The organism is Aneurinibacillus soli, from assembly GCF_002355375.1.
In the GTDB taxonomy this organism is placed as follows: domain Bacteria; phylum Bacillota; class Bacilli; order Aneurinibacillales; family Aneurinibacillaceae; genus Aneurinibacillus; species Aneurinibacillus soli.
The window spans coordinates 2,777,911-2,798,801 of sequence record NZ_AP017312.1 but is presented as its reverse complement, the minus strand read 5'-3'; the positions used below and the strand labels follow the sequence as shown (position 1 = coordinate 2,798,801).

Sequence of the window (20,891 nt, the reverse complement as noted above, 5' to 3'; positions counted from 1 at the left end):
CCTGTCGATGGATGAGCTTGAGGAGTTGACGCAAACCGCTCAGGCTGAAGTAGCTGGTGTGCTGACACAGGGGCGGGATTATGTGGATTCACGCCTGTATATCGGAAAAGGGAAAGTGGACGAGCTGAACATGATGGTGGAGCAGCTTGAGGCAGACGTGGTCATTTTTAATGATGAACTGACCCCGATGCAGGTGCGCAATCTCGAAGGTGTTATTCCATGCAAGGTCATTGATCGCACTCAGCTTATTCTGGACATTTTTGCCCAGCGTGCTCGTTCGCGGGAAGGCAAGCTACAGGTGGAACTGGCTCAACTGAATTACCGCCTACCGCGCCTGACTGGTAAAGGGGCCGAACTGTCTCGTCTTGGTGCGGGAATTGGAACGCGCGGACCGGGGGAGACGAAGCTTGAGAGCGATCGTCGCCACATCCGCCGCCGTATCAGCGAGATCGAAACGCATCTAGATGAAGTAAAACGCCACCGCCAGCTACACCGCGAACGCCGTAAGAAAAACGATGTGTTTCAGGTGGCGCTTGTCGGCTACACAAATGCAGGGAAATCGACGGTTCTCAATCGGTTGACAGATGCTGGTGTGCTAGAAGAGAATCAACTGTTCGCTACGCTTGATCCAACCGCACGCCGGGTGATGCTTCCGGGTGGACAGGACATTGTCGTAACCGATACAGTCGGATTCATTCAAGATTTGCCGCATCAGCTCATTGCCGCGTTCCGCTCGACACTTGAAGAAGCGGCAGAGGCGGACCTCATCATTCAAGTAGTCGATGCCTCGCATCCGGAAGCAGCGATTCATATGGAAGTCGTCGATGAAGTGCTTGGTGAACTTGATGCACTTTCCATCCCGCGTCTTACACTGTTTAACAAGATGGATCAAGTATCCGAGCGTCCGGTGTTGCCGACGCCTGGGGAAGCGATGTATGTATCAGCTTATCGCGCGGACGATATGAACCGTCTGCTTGTCAAAATTGAGGAGCAGATTGAAAAGCAGCATAGCCGTTATGTGCTACGTATCCCGATTGCACGGGGGGACCTGCATGCTCTTCTGCACCGTCACATGCACGTGCTGAGAGAAGAAGTAAGTGAGGACGGCATGAATTATCATATGGAAGTCCGCGGTAGTAATCTCGGGCAGGTATCCCGAGAACTGTCGGATTATATCATCTAGAAGTCGGGAGAGATACACGTGTTCTCGTATTTACCACACGGGGAAGCCTTGTCCCCTTACGTTGCGCAGGTCGAAGCTATGATTCAGCCACGCCTGCGCGAAATTGAGAAAATGGCTGATTTTAATCAATTCAAAGTATTGAAAGCGTTCCAGAAGCATCAAGTAAGTGACTTTCATTTTGCGCCGTCTACAGGCTATGGCTATGATGATATGGGACGGGAAACACTTGAGAAGGTATATGCTACCGTATTTGGCGGCGAAGCGGCCCTTGTGCGCAGTCATATCTTGAGTGGTACACATGCGATTGCCATTGCGTTATTTGGCCTGCTACGCCCAAATGATGAACTCATCTACATAACAGGTGCGCCGTATGATACGCTTGAAGAAATTGTGGGTGTTCGCGGTACAGGCAAAGGCTCTCTAAAAGAGTACGGTATTGGCTATCAGTCAATTCCGCTTCTTACAACCGGAGGAATAGACCGGGAAGCGATTGCACACGCGATCACAGACCGCACAAAAGTAATCGGCATTCAGCGTTCGCGCGGCTATGCGGATCGTCCATCGTTTACGGTAGCCCAAATCGAAGAGATGATCGAATTCGTGAAAGGTATTCGTTCGGACCTGATTGTCTTCGTCGATAACTGCTATGGCGAGTTCACAGAAGCTCGTGAGCCGCTTGAAGCTGGGGCGGACATTATGGCGGGCTCCCTTATTAAGAATCCAGGCGGCGGCCTTGCGAAAAGCGGCGGCTATATTGTTGGACGTGCTGATCTGGTTGAGATGGCATCGTACCGCATGACCGCTCCAGGAATCGGAGCGGAAGTCGGCTCCACATTGCATGGCACGCTGGAGATGTTTCAGGGCTTTTTCTTAGCGCCGCACGTTGTTGGGGAAGCGCTCAAAGGCGCGGTGTTCACAGCTGGTATGCTTGCGAGTCTTGGGTTTACGACGAACCCGCGCTGGGATGCGCCGCGTACTGATCTCATTCAATCGGTTGAATTCGGTACAGCAGAAGGATTGATTGCTTTTTGTCAGGGGATTCAGAAAGCGTCCCCGGTTGATTCACATGTTGTTCCGCAGCCGGGTGCAATGCCAGGTTACTCAGACCCGGTTATTATGGCCGCTGGTACATTCATCCAGGGAGCGAGCATTGAGCTGTCCGCAGACGGTCCGGTGCGCCCGCCATATCTCGGGTTTGTTCAGGGTGGATTGACCGCTTCTCATGTCAAAGTCGGGGTGCTCACTGCACTGAATGAGATGATTGAGAAAAAATTATGTAAAATCTAAAAAAATATATGTAAAGTTACCTCACATGTATTGACGAGGAAAGCTGACATGTGTAAAATAAGCTTCAGGAGCAAGGAGATCAACCGGCGAAAGGAGTAAAGGAAATGAACGATGAGCTTCGCCGCAATATGGCTCTTTTTCCGATCGGGATCGTGATGCAGCTCACTGAGCTCACGGCCCGGCAGATTCGATATTACGAACAGCAAGAATTAATAGAGCCTGCGCGCACTAAGGGTAACCAGCGGATGTTTTCTTTCAATGACGTAGATCGCCTGCTGGAGATTAAATCCCTGCTTGAGAAAGGGCTCAACATTGCAGGCATCAAACAAGTGCTGGCGATGAAGAGCGTGGGTGCTTCTGATGTGAATGTCATCGATGAGAAGACAGAAGAGAAGCGCAAGGAACTAACTGACCGCCAATTGCGTGAGATGCTAAAGCAGCAGATGATCATACATGCGAATCGGCCCGGACAAACACCGCTTAACCGGGGGGAGCTATCTCGCTTCTTCCATTAATTATTACAATAAATCATAATAGGGTTTCCTCAGTAATGAGGGAGAGACTTAAGGAGGCTTTTTGGAGATGGCAAAGTACACAAAAGATGACATCTATCGTTTGGTTGAGGAAGAAAATGTAAAATACATTCGTCTTCAATTCACAGATTTGCTTGGCACAATCAAGAACGTTGAGATTCCGTCAAGCCAGCTGGAAAAAGCACTGGATAACAAAATGATGTTTGACGGTTCTTCAATTGAAGGTTTCGTTCGCATTGAAGAGTCCGATATGTACCTGTATCCGGATGTCGACACATTCGTTGTATTCCCGTGGATTACAGAAGGCGGTAAAGTTGCTCGCTTTATCTGTGACGTATTCACACCAGACGGAAAGCCGTTCATGGGTGACCCACGCCAGGTTCTGAAAGCTTCCCTCAAAAAAGCTGGAGAACTCGGTTATGATCAGTTCAACATTGGGCCAGAGCCGGAATTCTTCCTCTTCAAACTGGACGAAAAAGGCCAGCCGACTACAGAACTGAACGACCAAGGTGGATATTTCGATTTCGCACCACTTGACCTCGGTGAGAATTGCCGTCGTGATATCGTACTGACGCTTGAGCAAATGGGATTCCATATGGAAGCATCCCACCACGAAGTAGCACCAGGTCAGCACGAAATCGACTTCAAATATGCGGATGCAGTAGAAGCAGCTGACCAGATCCAAACATTCAAACTCGTTGTTAAAACAATTGCACGCAAACACGGTCTGCATGCAACGTTCATGCCGAAACCGTTGTTCGGGATTAATGGTTCCGGTATGCACTGCAACCTCTCCCTCTTCGCTAAGGGTAAAAACGTATTCGAAGATGCGTCTACTGAGCTTGGTTTGAGTGAAACAGCAATGCACTTCCTGGCTGGTATTATCAAGCATGCTCGCGGATTTGCAGCGATCACGAATCCGACTGTAAACTCCTACAAGCGTCTTGTACCAGGCTATGAAGCTCCGTGCTACGTAGCATGGTCTGCGAAAAACCGCAGCCCGCTCGTTCGGATCCCGGCTTCCCGTGGTCTGAGCACTCGTATTGAAGTTCGTAATCCAGACCCGGCTGCGAATCCATACCTCGCACTGGCTGTTCTGCTTGCTTCAGGTCTTGACGGCGTAGAGAACAAACTGCCAGCTCCGGCATCAGTTGACCGTAATATCTATGTTATGAACGAAGCAGAACGTGAAGAAGCAGGCATCGCAAGTCTGCCAGCTACGCTGAAAGAAGCGATTCAAGAGCTGCTGAAAGATGAAGTAGTATGCGCAGCGATTGGCGAACATGCACTTGAGCACTTTGTAGAAGCAAAAGAAATCGAGTGGGATATGTTCCGCACAACCGTTCACACATGGGAGCGCGAGCAGTACATGAACTACTAATCCTTGTTACTTAAAGCATAACCCTGCCGTTTTGGTAGGGTTATACTTTAAATTTATAAAAGGGGCTGTCCAGAAAGTCGATTTTTCGACTTTTGGATGCCTCTTTTTATGTTCAAGAACGTTGATATATCAGTATTCTTGACTTTTAAATTTTAATGAATTCACCCTTTTCGGACAGCCCCTTTTTATTTATGAGTCGCGTAGGCGGCTCTTTTTGTTTATCTGTTATTCCAAGTGATGAAGAACAACAAGGAAAGAGAGACAAAACTATAGGAGTTGCTTGATAAATTCAGTGATAAAAAGCCTACGACTACTGTGATCGAGTTAGTTGGAAGTAATTATGCTGTATGCTGACTACAGGAAGGGGATAAAATCTGTCCGATCTTGGATTCGGAATTTTGATGGTGTGTTCAAATATTTCTAGAATTGTAAAGGGTGTTGGTAGCTCGTGTAGCAGTATTAATTCATCGGACAATAAAATAATAGAAAGCTAAGTAGAAGCTCCGGGTCATGTATTCGGAGTTTTTGTTTTTATATGGGGTTTTTAAATATAAACACTAAAAGGGGTATCCAGTATACATCTCTAAGATATATACAAAAAGGTTCGAGTCTTATTTCTCTCGAACCTTTTTGTATGCTTTAAAGAATTATTTTTCTAAGGAGGTAGGGAGGCTTCGTTTTATAACACAAATCGATTATTTTTTTTGTAGAGCTTTAATCCGGACCTGTGCATCCTGATTACCTTGTTTAGCAGCTTTTTGATACCATTCTATGGCTTTCTTAGAGTTTTTAGCAACTCCCCATCCATTTTCATATAAGGTACCTATACTATATTGAGCTTTATCGTATTCTTGTTCAGCAGCTTTCTGGTACCATTCCATTGCTTTTTTATAGTCTTTGCGAACTCCCCATCCGCTTTCATATAAAACACCTATATTGTATTGTGTAGCCTCATCTTCTTGTTCAGCAGCCTTCATGAACCATTCCATTGCTTTCTTGTAATCTTTAGGAACACCATATCCATGAAAATATAAAAGACCAATATTATATTGTGCATATGCATTTTCCTCGTTAGCTGCTTTCATGAACCATTGCATCGCTTTTTTATAATCCTTAGGAGTGCCCATCCCTTTTACATAAAAATACCCAACAGTATTTTGAGCATGAGAATTTCCTTGTTCAGCAGCTTTTAAAAACCATCCAAAAGCTTGCTTATAATCTTGGGAGACCCCTAAACCTTTTTCGTACGAATAGGCAACTGCATACTGCGCATCTGCATAACCTTGTGTAGCTGCTTTCAGATACCATTGAAATGCTTTTTTAGTATCTTTCTGGACTCCCCATCCATTATAATATGCCTCTCCCACTAGAAACTGAGCGTTAACATTTCCTTGTTCAGCTGCTTTTAGGTTTATGTCGAATAATTCAGCATTAGTCTCTGCATCTATATAGTAATTATCTTGAATGTTATCGCTTGGTATTATGGTTGCACTACCAACAGATGGAGAGAAAATAAAAGTACATGAAAGCATAGCAATCAGAACAGAACGATACTGTTTTGACCATTGAGTTTTAGGGTTCGTATCTCCCCATAACTTTTTCATAAATGCTACCCCCTATTTAGGTTTATGTAATTATTTACCTTATATATAGCCTTTTCGCCATCCTGGTTGATTAACCTTCCATTTCGAGAATAACAATACTTTTGTCATGCGTATAATATCCAATATAGTAATAAAATACCACAAGTGTTGATTAACTAAATCTACCACATTCCTTTCTATTCTGGAACAAGATGAGCCAGGTCCCTTATTCGATTTTCAAAGGGCTTTTTAGCACGCTTCTTTCACGCTGCAATCGTCGTATTCGTCGTTCTACCTCATTTCCAAAAGAACTGTTGCTCATTGATTCTACGACAATGACGGTAGGAGAATCTCGACTTCCCTGGGCTCCGTATCACGGAAAACGGTCCGGTGTAAAACTATATGTCGCTCTTTTGGAGGCATCAAAGATGCCGTATGACGTAGTGGAAACCACAGGGTTACGCTATGGCATCCCGATGATGGAAAGCTTTTTGAATCCAAATTTTATTATGGTGGCAGACCGTGCTTATTTTCAGGTCAAGCGCCTTGATTCATTCGTTAGGCATCATCAACCGTTTGTGATTCGTATGAAAAACGCTGGGGTATTGAAGTCTTTTTTCGCTGGGTTAAACAGCACGACAAGCAAGTGCTCACGTCATTGACTGTGAAAATGGAACAGACAAAATACGTATGCGCTGACTATAAGGTATGACTTAGGGGAGCATTACTTAGTGTCGAATATGGATTGGTATATTTCTGAAATTATGGACATTTATATTCATTCCAATAGCTGATAAACTTCCATAATAATACTTCAATACAATAGGAGTGATAACAATGGATGGAGTGCGTTACAAGATAAGAGAAGTGTTGGACAAGAGCAAGATTGAGACATTTCTGCAGCGAGCTCGAATTGGACATCTTGGAATGGTCGATGGTCATCTGCCGTATGTTGTTCCGCTCAATTTTGTTTGGACAAATGGAAAGCTTTATTTCCATGGAGCCACTGATGGGAGACGAAATCAGGTTATGGGTGCGAATCCGGAGGTCTGCTTTACGGTTTGTGAAGAATATGGAACTATTACTGATCCGGTTCCAGCCAAGACGGACACGGCGTATATGAGTGTAATGATTTTTGGCAAGGCACAGCCCATTGTCGATCTGGATGAAGCTACACACATGTTGCAAGAAATGATTTATAAGTATGTCCCTGGTTACTATAATCGGCCGTTACCTCAGCAGCACGTAGATAAATACCGATCAGCAGTATTCGGTGGTCCGGTTCAGGTGTACCGAATTGATCCGCATCATATCACCGCGAAAGAAAATCAGATTGAAGAAGAAAAAATGTTCAAACCTGGAAAAACTGTGTAAGATGTTTTGTTTATTTTTTGGATGCTTTATTGCAATCCAAAACGCAATAAGCTTAACGTGATCATTTACAAACGTAGAACAGAAAGAGGGTAGGAGACATGGGCCAGCTAGTCGAAGAGAATCTCAAAACCGTGAGACAGCAGATGGAATTGGCTTGCCAAGCCTCAGGGCGAAAGATAGAGGACGTAAAATTATTGTTGGCGACCAAAACCGTACGGCTCGAAAAATTACAAATGGCTATACAAGCGGGTGAGACTCTATTTGGGGAAAACAAAGCGCAAGAACTGCGGGACAAGTTTCCACTTATGCAGCAATATAATCAAGTGGAATGGCATTTTATCGGACATCTGCAAACGAATAAAGTGAAGGACGTTGTCAAATATGTTACGCTCATTCATTCTGTGGATCGTTTGAAGTTGGGGCAGGCTCTGCACCATCAGCTCACCAAAGAGAACAAGACCATGGATATTCTGGTACAAATCAACACGTCCTACGAAGAAAGTAAATTTGGTGCTTCTCCGGAAACGGCACTGGAGTTGGTGGAACAATTGTCCCAGTTCGCAACGTTAAACGTGAAAGGCTTAATGACGATTGGAAAACTGAATGCTACAAACGACGAGACCCGGCACTGCTTCCGATTATTAAAATGTATTCAAACACAGATTCGAGAGAAAAAGTTTCCGCGTGTAGAAATGGATATCCTCTCGATGGGCATGTCCGGTGATTTCAAGGTGGCCATCGAAGAAGGAGCTACCATCATCCGCGTAGGGACAAGTGTATTTGGCCAACGTTACTTGCCGGACAGCTATTACTGGAATGAAAACGCGCGCCAGGACGATTAGGAGAGGGGCAGGAGAATGTCACCTACGGAGGCACCTTTATTATAGATCAGGCGCGTAGCGTGCCAGAAAGTGGTGGTTATACTGGAAAGAAGCTATTTATTCCCAACCTACAACAAATTCCCGCTCACACTGGTGAAAGGAAATAAAGCGACACTGTGGGATGATGAAGGGAAATCGTATTTGGACTTTATGACTGGTCTCGCCGTTTGTAATCTGGGTCACGTCCCAGAAAGGGTAAAGATGCGAATTCAGGAACAACTGGAGCAAGTATGGCATGTATCCAATTTGTTTCATATCCCGACGCAGGAAGAGCTTGCGGAAAAACTTGTGACAATCAGCTGTGCTGATCTCGTTTTTTTCTGTAATAGCGGCGCCGAAGCAAACGAAGCAGCCATCAAATGTGCTCGCAGGTATCACCAACGTGTGCTGGAGAATGAACGATACGAGATCATTGCGTTTGAACAATCGTTCCATGGTCGTACACTCGCTACCTTGACAGCTACGGGACAAGAGAAGGTCAAGGATGGCTGTCTTCCACTTCCGGAAGGATTTGTGCATGCGCGCTTTAATGATATTCAGAGTGTAAGAAGCAGGATCACGCAGAAAACAGCTGCTATCATGCTGGAGCTGGTGCAGGGAGAGAGCGGTGTTCATCTTGCCGAACCAAAATTCGTGCTTGATCTAGCTACGTTATGCAAGGAAAAAGGAATTCTCCTGATCGTCGATGAAGTACAGACCGGAATGGGAAGAACAGGGAGCATGTTTGCCTATGAGCATTATGGAATCGAACCGGATATCATCACGCTGGCGAAGGGGTTGGCTAGCGGTTTGCCAATCGGGGCCATGATGGGAAAGGAAAAGCTTAGGGATGCCTTTTCAGCCGGTAGCCATGCTTCCACGTTTGGCGGTTCACCTCTTCCCACGGCAGCCGGGCTTGCGACCATTGAAATGTTGATGGAGGACGGATTGTTTGAACGAGCAAAAAAAGCGGGGGCGTATGCCCTAGACAAGCTGGGAAATGATTTAAAAACTTATCCTGTCATTCGTGCCGTTCGAGGGTTAGGACTGCTCATTGGCATTGAGTTTACGGAACCTGTTGCGCCAATTATTCAGAAATTACATCAGAACGGACTGCTTGTCTTGCCGGGAGGAACCCACGTCATCCGGTTTATGCCAAGCTTATACGTAACCAACGATGAAATAGATCAGGCGATCGACATACTAGGTCATGTGCTGAGGGAACTGGATGGCAGCACGAATTGAGCTGTAATCAAGGGCAAACTCGGACGGGGATACTTGTATTATAAAAGCATCCCCGCCAGACGATAAATGCCTTCTTCAATGGCAGTTTCATCTACTTTAGCAAAACCCAGTACCCATCCTTTTCGATCGCTTTCCAAACAATATGTGCTAAGCGGATAAACACGGATTCCTTTTTCGAGCGCTAGGTGCGTCACGGCTTCTTCGTCAAACGATTTATCAGCCTCAAGAAGCATATGCAACCCCGTTTCTACGCCGCTTAGTGTGAAGTGTTCGCTCAGACCTGTCATGATAATCGCCTTCGTCATGGCTTCGTGTCTGCGCCGATATACATTTCGAACTCGTCTCATATGGCGCATGAAATGACCGTGTTCGATAAAATGAGTAAGTGTTAATTGCTCCATAATCGGAAGATGACGATAGGTTAATTCATGGACGTGGGCAAGCTGACGAATGGCCTCTTTTGGACCGATGATTGCTGATATCCGAATACCAGGAGCAACCATTTTGGAAAAACTCATCATATACAACGTGTTCTGAGGTCGCTGACTGAACAAGGTTGGAAGTGGGTCACCGCGATATCGAAATTCGCTGTCGTAATCATCCTCAACAATCCAGAACCGCTGCTCGGCAGCCATGTGTAACAATTGTTGCCTGCGAGGTTCCGACATAATAACTCCAACCGCACACTGGTGCGATGGCGTAACAAACACAAGTTTGGATTGAGGGTGAATGCGGTCTACGCATAGCCCGTGCTCGTCGACCGGAACAGGAACAACTTGCATACGCCGATACTTCATCGCCATCCAGGCAGCAGGGAAGCCAGGATCTTCAACCGAAACCGTTTCTCCTTCATGTAAAAGGGCCTGGGCGATCAAATCAAGGCTATGTTGTGCGCCTGAGGTTAATATGATTTGATCGATACTCACATGAAGACCCCGTTCAAGTGACAAATAACGTTGAATCTGTTTTCGTAGCGGCAGGAATCCATAGGCATCGCCGTAAGCCCAGCTGTCCAGGTCTGTTTTTGTGGAGGCCTGTAAAAACGATTGTCTCCAATTTTTTTGAAAACGTTCGTCCAAATAAGGCTCATGGGGACTGAAGTCGATCTCTACTTTTCGATTTTCTTTGTCTCCGAACCAACTGTGCAAATGACCGACTGCAGCGTTTAATAAAGGCAATTCGGGGGGGACAAGTCCTTGGGTCGTAGCATCCTCTGCAGGACGAGTCGTATATGTCCCTTCGCTAACTCTTGTCCCGCCGCGACGAGAGGTTACGGTGTACCCGCGGCTGAATAGCTCCTCGTAAACAATCTGTATGGTTGAACGGGAAACACCAATCAATAGAGCGAGTTCGCGGGATGGGAGCAGCAATTCGCCTGGCGGCCATTTTCTGGTTGTAATATTATGGATCGCTTGGTCCAGAAGTTGCTGCCAGATGGGACGTTTGTCATCTCGGTTTACTTTTAGCATTCATTCACCTCGAGTGTTTCTACCATGATTATGGATTGCTCTAACTTCTGATTTATGGATATTTAATAACAATCCATTGATTGGTATATTATCATGGTAATATTTGCTTTTGCAACACGACAGAATGTGACAAACGAAATATGCAGACAGAAAGGAAGATGTTCATGAAATATTTGGAACAACAAGACAAAGCAGTGGCCAACGCTATTCGGCAAGAACTTACACGGCAGCGGGATAAAATAGAACTGATTGCATCGGAGAATTTTGTAAGCCGGGCTGTCATGGAAGCTACAGGTACGGTACTGACCAACAAATATGCTGAAGGGTATCCGGGAAGAAGATATTATGGTGGATGTGAGTATGTCGATATGATCGAGGAGTTTGCCATTCACCGTGTCAAAGAGCTTTTTGGTGCTGAACATGTCAATGTGCAGCCTCACTCCGGCGCGCAGGCGAATATGGCGGTCTATTTTGCTTCAGTCAAGCCTGGTGACACGATTCTGGGCATGAATTTATCACATGGTGGCCATCTTACACACGGGAGTCCGGTGAATTTTTCCGGAAGACTTTACAATTTTGTGCCTTATGGTGTCGATGAACAAACGGGGCGCATTGACTTTGATCAAGTGCGAAAGCTCGCTCATAAGCATCTTCCGCACATGATCGTTGCTGGCGCCAGCGCCTATCCACGAACGATCGAATTTGAGTTGTTCGCCCAAATTGCGGCCGAAGTTGGGGCCATTTTCTTTGTGGATATGGCACATATTGCAGGAATTGTCGCGGCAGGTTTGCATCCTAACCCGGTGCCGCACGCGCACTTTGTTACGACGACAACGCATAAAACGTTGCGAGGACCAAGAGGCGGTGTCATCATGTGCCGTAAACCATGGGAGCAAGCCATTGATAAAGCAATATTCCCTGGGTCACAAGGCGGCCCGCTTATGCATGTCATCGCGGCAAAAGCGGTTGCGCTAGGCGAGGCATTGCAACCGGATTTCAAAACGTATATGAAAAAAACTCTTGAAAATGCTAACGTATTGGCGGAAGCACTAATGAGTGAAGGGTTAACCGTTGTATCGGGAGGAACAGATAATCATATTGTATTGGTTGATTTGCGCCCGATTGGACTTACGGGCAAAGAAGCTGAAACAATACTCGATGAAGTGGGGATTACGGCTAATAAAAACGCTATTCCTCATGATACGGCAAGCCCGTTAGTAACGAGTGGCATTCGCTTCGGGACTCCTGCTATGACATCTAGAGGATTAGGACCTAAGGAAATGAAAGAAATTGCCCAGCTTATTGGACTTGCCTTTAAAAATCCCCGGAGTTCGACGGTTAAAGATCAAATATTGGGAAGTGTACGTGAGATTACGTCCCAATTTCCTTTATATAGAGGGCTTTACTAGTCTGATAGCACGTAAATTCGTTTCATTACAGGAGTGACTAATGAAGAAGATTTGATGGCTGACTTGTTAAAAGGAAAAATACTAGGAGTCTGGAGTATTAAACGATCAGCGGTTATTTGTTTTTCTGAACGGGATGATGTATGGAGTGAATGGGAAGCTAAATATAATAATTTGCAAGACCAAGACAGGATCAATACAGCCCTGTCTTTTTTTCATGCCCATCAAGACGAGATGTTGGAAGGGACAGAAATATTATGGGACGAGTATCTCGATTATTACTGTTCGCTGCTGGTGAGGAAAGACAGATAACAGAGATGTATTGGCATTTGCTATCAAGAGAGGGACAAAGTTCCTTCTTTTTTTGTTGCGAGTTAATGGTATTGACTGGTCGTTTGTAAGTAAGTAAGTAAGTAAGTAAGTAAGTAAGTAAGTAAGTAAGTAAGTAAGTAAGTAAGGGTTTTTCATTCTGGCAGGATGCAAATTTAAGCTTATAAAAGGTGGTTTCCTGTCTGGCTCTCAGCTTCTTGAAGGGTGATCTATGGTCTATGCACTTTCTTTCACTCAGTCATGATGACGGAAATTTTCAAGATTGTCGTCAAATTTTCCAAAACTGTTTCAGCCATTTAATGTGGTAAAGTTTTTATCATAAAATAAATTTGAGTAAGAAAATGGGCAGTGTTTTTGAGTAAGTAAAGCACTGCTTTTTCTTTTTGTTATAAAGGCATGGTTCATGGATATGTACATGAATCCATAAAGATCCTTGCTTCTGAGAGCTATAAATTCTTTTGAAATAGTAATCGCTCGCGAAAAGATTATCGATATATATTGTTTTCTCTTACAAATTATGTGAATATTTAAATGTTTAAAACTTTATTGATAAATATAATAATGTTGTAATATATCGAAAAAATCATTATAATAATATTTGCCATGAAGACAGTTGTCTTTATGGGGTGGAATGTGATGAGGATGGCCATCCATTGAAGAAATTAATCATACAGAAACCTATTTAATTAGAAATCCAAGCCAAACTCTAGGAGTGAGGTTGGTACATATCTAATAAAAGTCACCTATTATTCGAACGATCTATTTGTAATAGACGTAACTCTATCGCAGGGTTATGAGAGATGGATAACTCGATAGTAGCAATATTACAGTTTTATCTTAAATTAGTGGGGGAACATCTATGAAAAGTATACTGAAAAAGTGGGGTCAATTGGGTCTGGTAAAACAAATAATTGTAGGTTTGATTATTGGTATTATCCTGGCTGTAACGATCCCCGGAGCAGCAAAACCTGTTGTAATTTTAGGCACTTTATTTGTAGGTGCTTTGAAAGCAATCGCACCTGTGTTGGTACTCTTCTTGGTTATGTCAGCCATCGCTCAACATAAGAGTGGACACCAAACGAATATGAAATCCATTATCTTCCTATATCTTTTAGGAACCTTTTTAGCTGGATTAATCGCCGTTATTATGAGTTTTATTTTTCCTGTAAGCTTAACACTTGCAAAGGGTGCTGAGGGTGTGACGGCTCCTGGCGGTGTTGTAGAGGTTCTCAAAACATTACTGCTAAACGTTGTTGATAACCCGGTTAAGGCCATTTATAATGCGAACTATATCGGTATTTTAGCTTGGGGGGTACTCCTTGGTTTGGCTTTACGAAATGCCCCTGATACGACAAAAACGATGATTTCTAATTTTTCAGATGCTGTATCTAAAATGGTTACATGGGTGATTAAGTTTGCACCATTAGGAATCATGGGCCTAGTATTTGATTCTATTACTACAAATGGAATTGAGTCGTTACTAGGCTATGGAAAATTACTTGCCGTTTTGCTTGGTTGTATGTTCTTCGTGGCGCTTGTTGTCAATCCAATCATTGTGTTCGTAGCTATACGTCAAAATCCTTTCCCGCTTGTTTTTAAGTGCTTAAAGGAAAGCGGTATTACAGCATTCTTTACACGTAGCTCAGCTGCAAATATTCCTGTAAATATGAGATTATGTGAAAATCTAGGTTTGGATAAGGATAGTTATTCCGTATCCATTCCATTAGGCGCAACCATTAATATGGCCGGTGCCGCTGTTACGATTTCTGTTTTGACACTTGCGGCGGTTCATACACTTGGTATTCACGTGGACATTCCTACAGCAATCATCCTCAGCGTACTATCAGCTATATGTGCTTGTGGTGCTTCAGGGGTTGCTGGTGGATCCTTGTTACTGATTCCTCTAGCATGCAGTTTATTTGGCATCCCAGCTGATATTGCTATGCAGGTAGTTGGAGTAGGCTTTATCATCGGTGTTTTACAAGATTCTTGTGAAACAGCACTTAATTCATCCACAGACGTACTTTTCACAGCAGCAGCTGAATTTAAAGAGTGGCGTAAAGAAGGAAAAAAAATAAATATCAACAAAGCAGCATAAAGAAGAAATCTTCTTATCGGGCGATTGAACTACACCCCAATTGTTAGAAGCGACTAACAATTGGAGGTGTAGTTTTTTATTATCTGTATGAGTAATCACTACATAAGAAGCGGATGAACTTCTCTTTCTTTTTTTTCAGATTCTTGATACGCTGTGAATAGATAAAACAACACAAGAAATACAGGGGGAGCAGTCATGACATGGGATATCCTGAACGTGATTGGGACAATTGCGTTCGCATTGAGTGGTGCAGTCGTAGCAATGGAGGAGGAATATGATATATATGGAGTATTCGTCCTTGGAATGGCCACCGCGTTTGGTGGCGGAGTGCTGCGCAATATTTTTATTGGCATTCCGGTTCCGACCTTATGGGAGCAGGGACCACTTCTATGGACGGCAACGATTGCGATGGCAGTTTGCTTCTGCCTGCCCGTTGCGCTGATTCGATACTGGAAGCGTTGGGAGCAGTTGCTTGATGCGATTGGATTGGCAGCATTTGCTGTACAGGGGGCGTTGTATGCAACGCAGCTAGGTCGCCCGCTGAGCGCGGTTGTTGTAGCGGCGGTTATGACCGGAATCGGTGGCGGTATGATTCGCGATGTGCTGGCTGGACGTAGGCCAATGGTGCTGCGCGACGAGATTTATGCGCTGTGGGCGATTCTGGCCGGACTTTTGATCGGAACGGGCATGATCGCTCATTCAAATCCAATACAGTTGTATGGTTTGTGCGCGTTTATTACGATTATGCGCATGTTTTCTGTCTTCTATAAATGGCGCCTGCCGCGTCGTGGCCTACAAAAAGGCCTGGTTTAATAGTGTCCATAAAAAGTAGCCCCGGCTCTTATTAAAGAGAGTCGGGGCTACTTTGATAGAGAGGGGCTAGATCGTCCAGTCGCTCCACTCATTTTTTTGTGCTTCGACTTGTGCGAGCCAGTCGGACGTGGCAGAGAACAAATCACGTCTCCCGGCAAGGGATGCAAAGACGTGGTCAGCTCCATCGATCAGCTTCGTATCACACCGTCCAGCTGCCCGCCGCCGCAGTGATTCGCGATACAGTCCGCAGTAATCACATGGGATGTCTGTATCACCTGTGCCATGCGCGATAAACACATCTCCATAAAATACAGACGCGGTATCCGCCAGCGGCTGTACATGGGCAAGTGAATGGAAGAATGCGGGGCGAAGTGCATATCCGAGATGATCAGTCTCACCTGTTTGCTCGGCTTCTTCATACGAATCCCGGCCGACGATTCGTACAATATCATAGAACGGATGTGCAACCGGCGCCCATAAAATTAAAGAAGAGACGCGTGAATCTCGATTAGCGGTTAGACGGGCAACGGCACCGCCGAGGCTATGTCCAAGCAGGGTAATACGCGAGGCATCCACACAATCGATACTTCGTACATAGTCGAGTACGCGACGTGTCTGGGCGATGAATGCGTCCATTGTATTGTCTCCGTACTCTCCACCGCTTTCCCCGCATCCGGCATAATCAAATCGCAGAACGAAATAGCCTTCTTCGGCAAATCGACGTGCCGCCTCTACGAACAGTCTATTTTGTCCGATCCGGCTGCCGACGAATCCGTGGCAAATAATAATGGCGGGCCAGCGCTTGTTTGGATCGCGGCGTGTGTGCGGTGCTGGATAGTGAACAGTGGCCGCTAGTTCAATTGTATTATAGGAAATATGAATGACTCGTTCCATAATTGTATCCTCCTGGATTGAATACTCCCACCACTTAAAATCTAACGATTTTTGAAGTGGGGGATTCCTGGCTAGTCCGCTCTACTGAGCAGAATTCGTACATGATGTACCCCAGGCTACTCCCGCAATTCCTACGGTTGGTTAGATTATGTTTCTAGCAGTCTTAGTCCTTCTTGCAAAATATTCACGGCCGCATTTACATCCCGGTCATGGTGTGTATGACATTCGGGACAGCACCATTCCCTCAAGTTCAGGTTCTTCACATCCCGGTTCCGGTATCCACATGCCGAACACAACTGACTCGATGGGAATGTCTTTCCGACAAAACTGAGGGTACGTCCATACCAGTCTGCCTTGTATTCCAGCATCCGACGAAACTCCGACCAGGATGCATCGGAAATGCTTTTCGCCAGCTTGTGATTTTTCTGCATATTCGACACCTGCAAGTCCTCTACACAAATCGTTTGGTTTTCACGAATCAGTGTAGTGGACAGTTTTTGCAGGAAGTCGGTGCGGCAGTAGGTGATTTTCTCATGCAGACGAGCGACTTTGATTCTCGCCTTGTTCCAGTTGGAACCCCCTTTTGTACGTCTGCTCATGACACGTTGCAGGTGGGTCAGTTTCGTTTCGTACTTTCGCAGATACTTCGGATTAGCGAAGGTTTCTCCATCCGAAAGAATCGCAAACCTTGTCAGGCCCAAGTCGACTCCCACCTGCTTCCCCACTTTTGGTAACGGTTGCATCTCCACTTTACAAAGCACCGATACAAAATACTTGCCGGATGGATGGCGGCGAACCGTGGCTGACAGGATACGCCCTTCTACTTCCCGGCTTTTGGCAAATGGAACGAGTCCAAGTTTCGGAAGTCGGATATGCGTTCCTTCTATACGAATCGCATCCTTGTTGTTTGTCGTATTGTACGACTGTCTGGGATTCTTCCGGCTTTTGAATTTGGGATACCCTTTTTTCTCGTTGAAAAACTTTTGATAGGCCGCATCCAGGTCTTTTAATGTGTTTTGCAGGGCGGTAGAATCCGGTTCTTTTAACCAGGATACTTCTTTCTTCAGTGTCGTCAAAAGAGCGGAACAAGCCGTATAATTCAATGTTTTTTGTTCGGTCTCATAGGCTTCTTTTCGTTTCGCCAGGAAGTGGTTGAACACATAGCGAACACAGCCAATGGACTTGTTGATGAGCGTAGCCTGTTCCTCGTTTGGATAGATGCGAAATTTGAACCCTTTATGTTTGACCATGTATCTTTCACCTCCTCCATTTCATTGTACCTGACCACCTGGGAAGAGAACAGTCGGACTTGCGAGAAGGCAAAAGCCTTCCCTCGTCCGAATCCGATTCATCCCCCACTTTCGTTATCGCTTAGAAGTGGAAGTCTTCTCGGCTGAAATGATAAAAAATCCCTATTCCGTATTGAGAAAAGGGACGAATGGGAGTGAAAATTCGTTTCCTCATCTGCCAGAACAGTTGGTTCTGTAGGATGTAGCACCTTGCAGAATTCTGCTGGTTGCTGGGCATCATCGGGCCTATTCCCTCTGCCACTCTTGATAAGAAATGGATTGCGGTATGAAGTTGAACAGGTATTGTATGATTAGTATATATAAAAGCAGAACTTAGCGTCAAGAATTATTCTAAACAATTCTCATTTAAATACTATGAATTAATTGTACTAAAATACTGCGTATACAAACATATAACAAACAAAAAAATGATAAGATACAAAAAAGGGGGGATGGCTGTGGATGCGATAATTTGGACGGGAATTGGCGTTTTATTTTTGTTAAGCCTGGCGGGTGTTATAATCCCGATCATTCCTGATGCGCTGCTTGTGTGGGTTGGATTTTTAACGTACAAATTTGCGCTCGGTCATGTACCGTTAACGTGGACGTTCTGGGTTCCGATGACCGTACTAACAGCTTTATTGATCGGGGCAGATTTGTTATCGAACGCGTATTTTCTGAAAAAATACGGAGGAGATAAATGGTCCATGATCGTGGCTACGGTCGGTCTATTGGCTGGGCCACTGCTTCTAGGAGCTTTTCTTGGTCCGGTTGCGATTTTGATTGGCCCGTTTCTTGCGGTATGGGGCCTTGAGGTAGCACGAGGAAAAGGAACCTTTGCACTGCGAATTGCGACTGGAACTGTACTCGGATTTTTAAGCAGTACAGTTGCAAAAATCATCATTCAGCTGGTGATGATTATCTGGTTCCTGATCGTTGTATTATAGCGTGTATCTAATAAGAAAGAAGACCCGCCAGCTCAGAGCTGGCGGGTCTTCTTTCTCTTGTATGGCTTAGTGAATGTTGCGGTATACGCCGATGACTTTGCCAAGGATGGTTACATCCGGAAGCAGGATCGGTTCCATCGACTGGTTCTCTGGCTGAAGGCGGATATGATTTTTTTCTTTAAAGAAGCGCTTCACTGTTGCTTCGTCTTCTTCTGTCATCGCGACAACAATATCTCCATTATTGGCAACCTGTTGCTGACGGACGATGACATAATCGCCATCGAGAATCCCGGCGTCCATCATGCTTTCGCCTTGAATGCGTAGCATATAAACAGTATCAGTGCCTACCATGTTCTCCGGCAGGACAAAATGCTCCTCCACGTTCTCTATAGCTGTAATCGGCAGACCGGCTGTTACTTTGCCCATGACCGGAACAATGACAGTCTTGATACCGGCTGGTTCGAGAGCCTCTCTCTCCCCATCTAGAATCTCAATGGCACGCGGTTTCGTTGGATCGCGACGAATCAGCCCTTTTTTCTCTAGGCGGGCGAGATGGCCGTGAACGGTTGAGCTGGAAGCGAGCCCGACGGCTTCTCCGATCTCACGGACTGAAGGCGGATATCCTTTTTCTTTGACTTCACGCTTTATGTAATCCAGGATGGCAAGCTGGCGGCTGGAAAGCTTTTTCATAGATTGGCAACTCCATTCTTCACGGTATACTTTGATCTTATTATATCAGCATTGTTCGCTATATACAAACATAAGTTCGAATTTTTGTTGACAGGAACACAGGTTCGATTTATCATAAAAACAGAACGAACGTTCTTGTTTTGTGGGCGTTCTATTACAACAGGACAAGCATATAATCAATCATAGAAGCAGACATACGGGAAGGGGAAGTGAACATGAGCAGGAAGTCGTTATGGATCGGGATGATTATTGGAGTGTGTGTATTTAGTACGGCGAATCTTGTATTTGCATCAATCGGGGGGAATCGGACCCCGAAGCCACCAGGGATCGAGGTTACCGTTCAGGCAGGGGATACGCTCTGGGAGATTGCAAAGCGCTATGACGAACAGGCACACATGTCTACCCAGGAACTCATGTACTACATACAGCAAGAAAATCAGTTGACCAGTGCCGTTATCCATCCGGGCGACGTACTTGTCATTCCGCTAGAATCGTAATACCGAACGTTTATTCCGTACTGGAATTGTGTTATAATGATACTCATGTTTTATGAGAGGAGTTCACGTATGGTAACGGATGAGAAGGTTCGCCGGATTAACGAACTGGCTGCCAAAGCGAAAACGTCGGCAGGCCTTACAGATAACGAGAAAGCGGAGCAGAAAGCGCTTCGTGCTGAATATATTCAGGCTGTGCGCCAATCTTTGCAAGTCAATCTTGAATCGATTCACCTTGTGGATGAAGAAGGACAAGATCTCGGACCGCTTTCGAAGAAGCACAAGCCGAAGCATTGACAGAAACCCTCCTGCTAGCTGGAGGGTTTTTTTACTAGATAAATAAGGGGAATTTCGTATGAAAGTTGTATTGTATGCACGCGTCAGCACAGAACGGAAGGAACAGGAGACAAGCCTTGTGCGGCAGCGTGAGGAGCTGCGCCAGTATGCTACTCAACACGGGTGGCAGATTGTTGGTGAAATCGAGGAAAAGGCGAGCGGGTTCGAGATGGAGCGTACCGGCATGATCGAAGCGCTCGATCTCCTGACGAACGGAGAAGCGGAAGCGATTGTCGTGCAGGATGAGACGCGACTTGGGCGCGGCAACAGTAAGATTGCGCTGCTGCACCAGATTCGTAAGCTTGGTGCGCGTGTTTTCGCATGTGATAATGATGGTGAGCTGCAAGTAACTGAGATGGAAGGGATGGTGCTTGAAATTCTCGCCATTGTCGAAGAATATCAGCGTCGCCTGATCAATCATAAGATTTCTCGCGGTATGCAGCGGGCGATTGCTGAAGGATTCCGGCCCGAAAAAAATTTGAAAAATCTCGATCAGGGTGGCCGTAAGCGTAATGAATTGCCAATCGAGGAAATCGTGCGTCTGCGGGCGAAAAAATTGACCTTTGAAGATATCGCGGTTGTGCTGCGCGGGCTGGGCTACGAAGCATCACGTGCTACGGTACATCGTCGTTATCGGGAATATGTAGCCGAGCAAGAAGGGTAAGCGGCTGTCAGGTCT

Annotated in this window: 21 protein-coding genes and 1 riboswitch; of the genes, 16 read left to right on the top strand and 5 right to left on the bottom strand. The window is 45.4% G+C overall.

All coding sequences use genetic code 11. The features are described 5' to 3' along the window. The first annotated feature begins 7 nt into the window (after nucleotides 1–7). The 4 genes from hflX to glnA all read left to right on the top strand — a co-directional run bounded on the left by hflX (nucleotide 8) and on the right by glnA (nucleotide 4,384). Nucleotides 8–1,183, top strand: coding sequence for a GTPase HflX (gene hflX / locus CB4_RS14100; protein WP_331713162.1), 1,176 nt, complete (start codon nucleotides 8–10; stop codon nucleotides 1,181–1,183). A gap of 18 nt (nucleotides 1,184–1,201) precedes the next feature. Continuing rightward, entirely contained in the window at nucleotides 1,202–2,470 is a 1,269-nt protein-coding gene (locus tag CB4_RS14095) for a methionine gamma-lyase family protein (RefSeq protein ID WP_096466411.1), read from the top strand. Between the two features lie 104 nt (nucleotides 2,471–2,574). Beyond that, the gene (locus CB4_RS14090; protein WP_096466410.1) at nucleotides 2,575–2,985 is read left to right on the top strand and encodes a MerR family transcriptional regulator; all 411 of its coding nucleotides are present in this window, start codon (nucleotides 2,575–2,577) and stop codon (nucleotides 2,983–2,985) included. A 67-nt stretch (nucleotides 2,986–3,052) separates the two neighbouring features. Continuing rightward, nucleotides 3,053–4,384, top strand: a complete 1,332-nt coding sequence (glnA, locus tag CB4_RS14085; protein WP_096466409.1) for a type I glutamate--ammonia ligase — start codon at nucleotides 3,053–3,055, stop codon at nucleotides 4,382–4,384. Between the two features lie 695 nt (nucleotides 4,385–5,079). Here the strand turns inward: glnA and CB4_RS14080 are convergent. After that, entirely contained in the window at nucleotides 5,080–5,988 is a 909-nt protein-coding gene (locus CB4_RS14080) for a tetratricopeptide repeat protein (RefSeq protein WP_096466408.1), read from the bottom strand. Between the two features lie 191 nt (nucleotides 5,989–6,179). On the opposite strand from CB4_RS14080, the gene CB4_RS14075 reads away from it, so the two are divergent. The 4 genes from CB4_RS14075 to CB4_RS14060 all read left to right on the top strand — a co-directional run bounded on the left by CB4_RS14075 (nucleotide 6,180) and on the right by CB4_RS14060 (nucleotide 9,446). Continuing rightward, nucleotides 6,180–6,629 carry a transposase gene (locus CB4_RS14075; protein ID WP_096466407.1) on the top strand — a complete coding sequence of 150 codons (450 nt, stop codon included), beginning with the start codon at nucleotides 6,180–6,182 and terminating at the stop codon, nucleotides 6,627–6,629. A gap of 175 nt (nucleotides 6,630–6,804) precedes the next feature. Further along, the gene (locus CB4_RS14070) at nucleotides 6,805–7,341 is read left to right on the top strand and encodes a pyridoxamine 5'-phosphate oxidase family protein (RefSeq protein WP_096466406.1); all 537 of its coding nucleotides are present in this window, start codon (nucleotides 6,805–6,807) and stop codon (nucleotides 7,339–7,341) included. A gap of 98 nt (nucleotides 7,342–7,439) precedes the next feature. Beyond that, nucleotides 7,440–8,183, top strand: coding sequence for a YggS family pyridoxal phosphate-dependent enzyme (locus CB4_RS14065; protein ID WP_096466405.1), 744 nt, complete (start codon nucleotides 7,440–7,442; stop codon nucleotides 8,181–8,183). A gap of 132 nt (nucleotides 8,184–8,315) precedes the next feature. Next, nucleotides 8,316–9,446 carry an aspartate aminotransferase family protein gene (locus CB4_RS14060; RefSeq protein WP_231956013.1) on the top strand — a complete coding sequence of 377 codons (1,131 nt, stop codon included), beginning with the start codon at nucleotides 8,316–8,318 and terminating at the stop codon, nucleotides 9,444–9,446. A 38-nt stretch (nucleotides 9,447–9,484) separates the two neighbouring features. Here CB4_RS14060 and pdxR read toward each other — a convergent pair whose 3' ends face one another. Further along, nucleotides 9,485–10,915, bottom strand: a complete 1,431-nt coding sequence (gene pdxR / locus CB4_RS14055; protein ID WP_096466404.1) for a MocR-like pyridoxine biosynthesis transcription factor PdxR — start codon at nucleotides 10,913–10,915, stop codon at nucleotides 9,485–9,487. A gap of 164 nt (nucleotides 10,916–11,079) precedes the next feature. Here pdxR and CB4_RS14050 point away from each other — a divergent pair, with 164 nt between their 5' ends. From CB4_RS14050 to CB4_RS14035, 4 genes are all read left to right on the top strand, one after another. Continuing rightward, nucleotides 11,080–12,324 (top strand): serine hydroxymethyltransferase, encoded by a 1,245-nt coding sequence (locus CB4_RS14050; protein ID WP_096466403.1) that lies wholly within the window; start codon nucleotides 11,080–11,082, stop codon nucleotides 12,322–12,324. Nucleotides 12,325–12,357: 33 nt separating this feature from the next. Then, nucleotides 12,358–12,633 carry a hypothetical protein gene (locus CB4_RS14045; RefSeq protein WP_231956012.1) on the top strand — a complete coding sequence of 92 codons (276 nt, stop codon included), beginning with the start codon at nucleotides 12,358–12,360 and terminating at the stop codon, nucleotides 12,631–12,633. An 877-nt stretch (nucleotides 12,634–13,510) separates the two neighbouring features. After that, nucleotides 13,511–14,749 (top strand): serine/threonine transporter SstT, encoded by a 1,239-nt coding sequence (sstT, locus tag CB4_RS14040; protein WP_096466402.1) that lies wholly within the window; start codon nucleotides 13,511–13,513, stop codon nucleotides 14,747–14,749. A gap of 195 nt (nucleotides 14,750–14,944) precedes the next feature. Beyond that, entirely contained in the window at nucleotides 14,945–15,562 is a 618-nt protein-coding gene (locus CB4_RS14035; protein ID WP_096466401.1) for a trimeric intracellular cation channel family protein, read from the top strand. A 66-nt stretch (nucleotides 15,563–15,628) separates the two neighbouring features. Here CB4_RS14035 and CB4_RS14030 read toward each other — a convergent pair whose 3' ends face one another. Beyond that, nucleotides 15,629–16,456: an alpha/beta hydrolase gene (locus CB4_RS14030; protein WP_096466400.1), complete on the bottom strand. Its 828-nt coding sequence runs from the start codon at nucleotides 16,454–16,456 to the stop codon at nucleotides 15,629–15,631. 146 nt (nucleotides 16,457–16,602) lie between these two features. Continuing rightward, complete coding sequence (gene tnpB, locus CB4_RS14025) at nucleotides 16,603–17,706, bottom strand: IS200/IS605 family element RNA-guided endonuclease TnpB (protein WP_096466399.1); 1,104 nt, start codon at nucleotides 17,704–17,706, stop codon at nucleotides 16,603–16,605. 207 nt (nucleotides 17,707–17,913) lie between these two features. Further along, a riboswitch (SAM riboswitch) is annotated at nucleotides 17,914–18,019 on the bottom strand. A 184-nt stretch (nucleotides 18,020–18,203) separates the two neighbouring features. Here tnpB and CB4_RS14020 point away from each other — a divergent pair. Then, nucleotides 18,204–18,692 (top strand): DUF456 domain-containing protein, encoded by a 489-nt coding sequence (locus CB4_RS14020; RefSeq protein ID WP_231956011.1) that lies wholly within the window; start codon nucleotides 18,204–18,206, stop codon nucleotides 18,690–18,692. Nucleotides 18,693–18,758: 66 nt separating this feature from the next. Here CB4_RS14020 and lexA read toward each other — a convergent pair whose 3' ends face one another. Further along, entirely contained in the window at nucleotides 18,759–19,382 is a 624-nt protein-coding gene (gene lexA / locus CB4_RS14015) for a transcriptional repressor LexA (RefSeq protein WP_096466397.1), read from the bottom strand. Between the two features lie 215 nt (nucleotides 19,383–19,597). Between lexA and yneA the strand changes: the two genes are divergently transcribed. The 3 genes from yneA to CB4_RS14000 all read left to right on the top strand — a co-directional run bounded on the left by yneA (nucleotide 19,598) and on the right by CB4_RS14000 (nucleotide 20,876). Further along, nucleotides 19,598–19,879 carry a cell division suppressor protein YneA gene (gene yneA / locus CB4_RS14010; RefSeq protein WP_096466396.1) on the top strand — a complete coding sequence of 94 codons (282 nt, stop codon included), beginning with the start codon at nucleotides 19,598–19,600 and terminating at the stop codon, nucleotides 19,877–19,879. Between the two features lie 69 nt (nucleotides 19,880–19,948). Then, complete coding sequence (locus tag CB4_RS14005; protein ID WP_096466395.1) at nucleotides 19,949–20,173, top strand: DUF896 domain-containing protein; 225 nt, start codon at nucleotides 19,949–19,951, stop codon at nucleotides 20,171–20,173. A 58-nt stretch (nucleotides 20,174–20,231) separates the two neighbouring features. Then, on the top strand, nucleotides 20,232–20,876 hold the full coding sequence (locus CB4_RS14000) for a YneB family resolvase-like protein (RefSeq protein ID WP_096466394.1): 645 nt from the start codon (nucleotides 20,232–20,234) through the stop codon (nucleotides 20,874–20,876). Nucleotides 20,877–20,891: the final 15 nt, after the last annotated feature.

Bases quoted from the DNA above. Each gene is read 5' to 3' on its own strand.
- pdxR (WP_096466404.1), bottom strand. From the start codon at position 10,915: ATGCTAAAAGTAAACCGAGATGACAAACGTCCCATCTGGCAGCAACTT.
- yneA (WP_096466396.1), top strand. From the start codon at position 19,598: ATGAGCAGGAAGTCGTTATGGATCGGGATGATTATTGGAGTGTGTGTA.
- sstT (WP_096466402.1), top strand. From the start codon at position 13,511: ATGAAAAGTATACTGAAAAAGTGGGGTCAATTGGGTCTGGTAAAACAA.
- CB4_RS14070 (WP_096466406.1), top strand. From the start codon at position 6,805: ATGGATGGAGTGCGTTACAAGATAAGAGAAGTGTTGGACAAGAGCAAG.
- lexA (WP_096466397.1), bottom strand. From the start codon at position 19,382: ATGAAAAAGCTTTCCAGCCGCCAGCTTGCCATCCTGGATTACATAAAG.
- CB4_RS14075 (WP_096466407.1), top strand. From the start codon at position 6,180: ATGAGCCAGGTCCCTTATTCGATTTTCAAAGGGCTTTTTAGCACGCTT.
- CB4_RS14090 (WP_096466410.1), top strand. From the start codon at position 2,575: ATGAACGATGAGCTTCGCCGCAATATGGCTCTTTTTCCGATCGGGATC.
- CB4_RS14030 (WP_096466400.1), bottom strand. From the start codon at position 16,456: ATGGAACGAGTCATTCATATTTCCTATAATACAATTGAACTAGCGGCC.
- CB4_RS14005 (WP_096466395.1), top strand. From the start codon at position 19,949: ATGGTAACGGATGAGAAGGTTCGCCGGATTAACGAACTGGCTGCCAAA.
- glnA (WP_096466409.1), top strand. From the start codon at position 3,053: ATGGCAAAGTACACAAAAGATGACATCTATCGTTTGGTTGAGGAAGAA.
- hflX (WP_331713162.1), top strand. From the start codon at position 8: ATGGATGAGCTTGAGGAGTTGACGCAAACCGCTCAGGCTGAAGTAGCT.
- CB4_RS14065 (WP_096466405.1), top strand. From the start codon at position 7,440: ATGGGCCAGCTAGTCGAAGAGAATCTCAAAACCGTGAGACAGCAGATG.
- tnpB (WP_096466399.1), bottom strand. From the start codon at position 17,706: ATGGTCAAACATAAAGGGTTCAAATTTCGCATCTATCCAAACGAGGAA.
- CB4_RS14080 (WP_096466408.1), bottom strand. From the start codon at position 5,988: ATGAAAAAGTTATGGGGAGATACGAACCCTAAAACTCAATGGTCAAAA.
- CB4_RS14035 (WP_096466401.1), top strand. From the start codon at position 14,945: ATGACATGGGATATCCTGAACGTGATTGGGACAATTGCGTTCGCATTG.
- CB4_RS14000 (WP_096466394.1), top strand. From the start codon at position 20,232: ATGAAAGTTGTATTGTATGCACGCGTCAGCACAGAACGGAAGGAACAG.
- CB4_RS14050 (WP_096466403.1), top strand. From the start codon at position 11,080: ATGAAATATTTGGAACAACAAGACAAAGCAGTGGCCAACGCTATTCGG.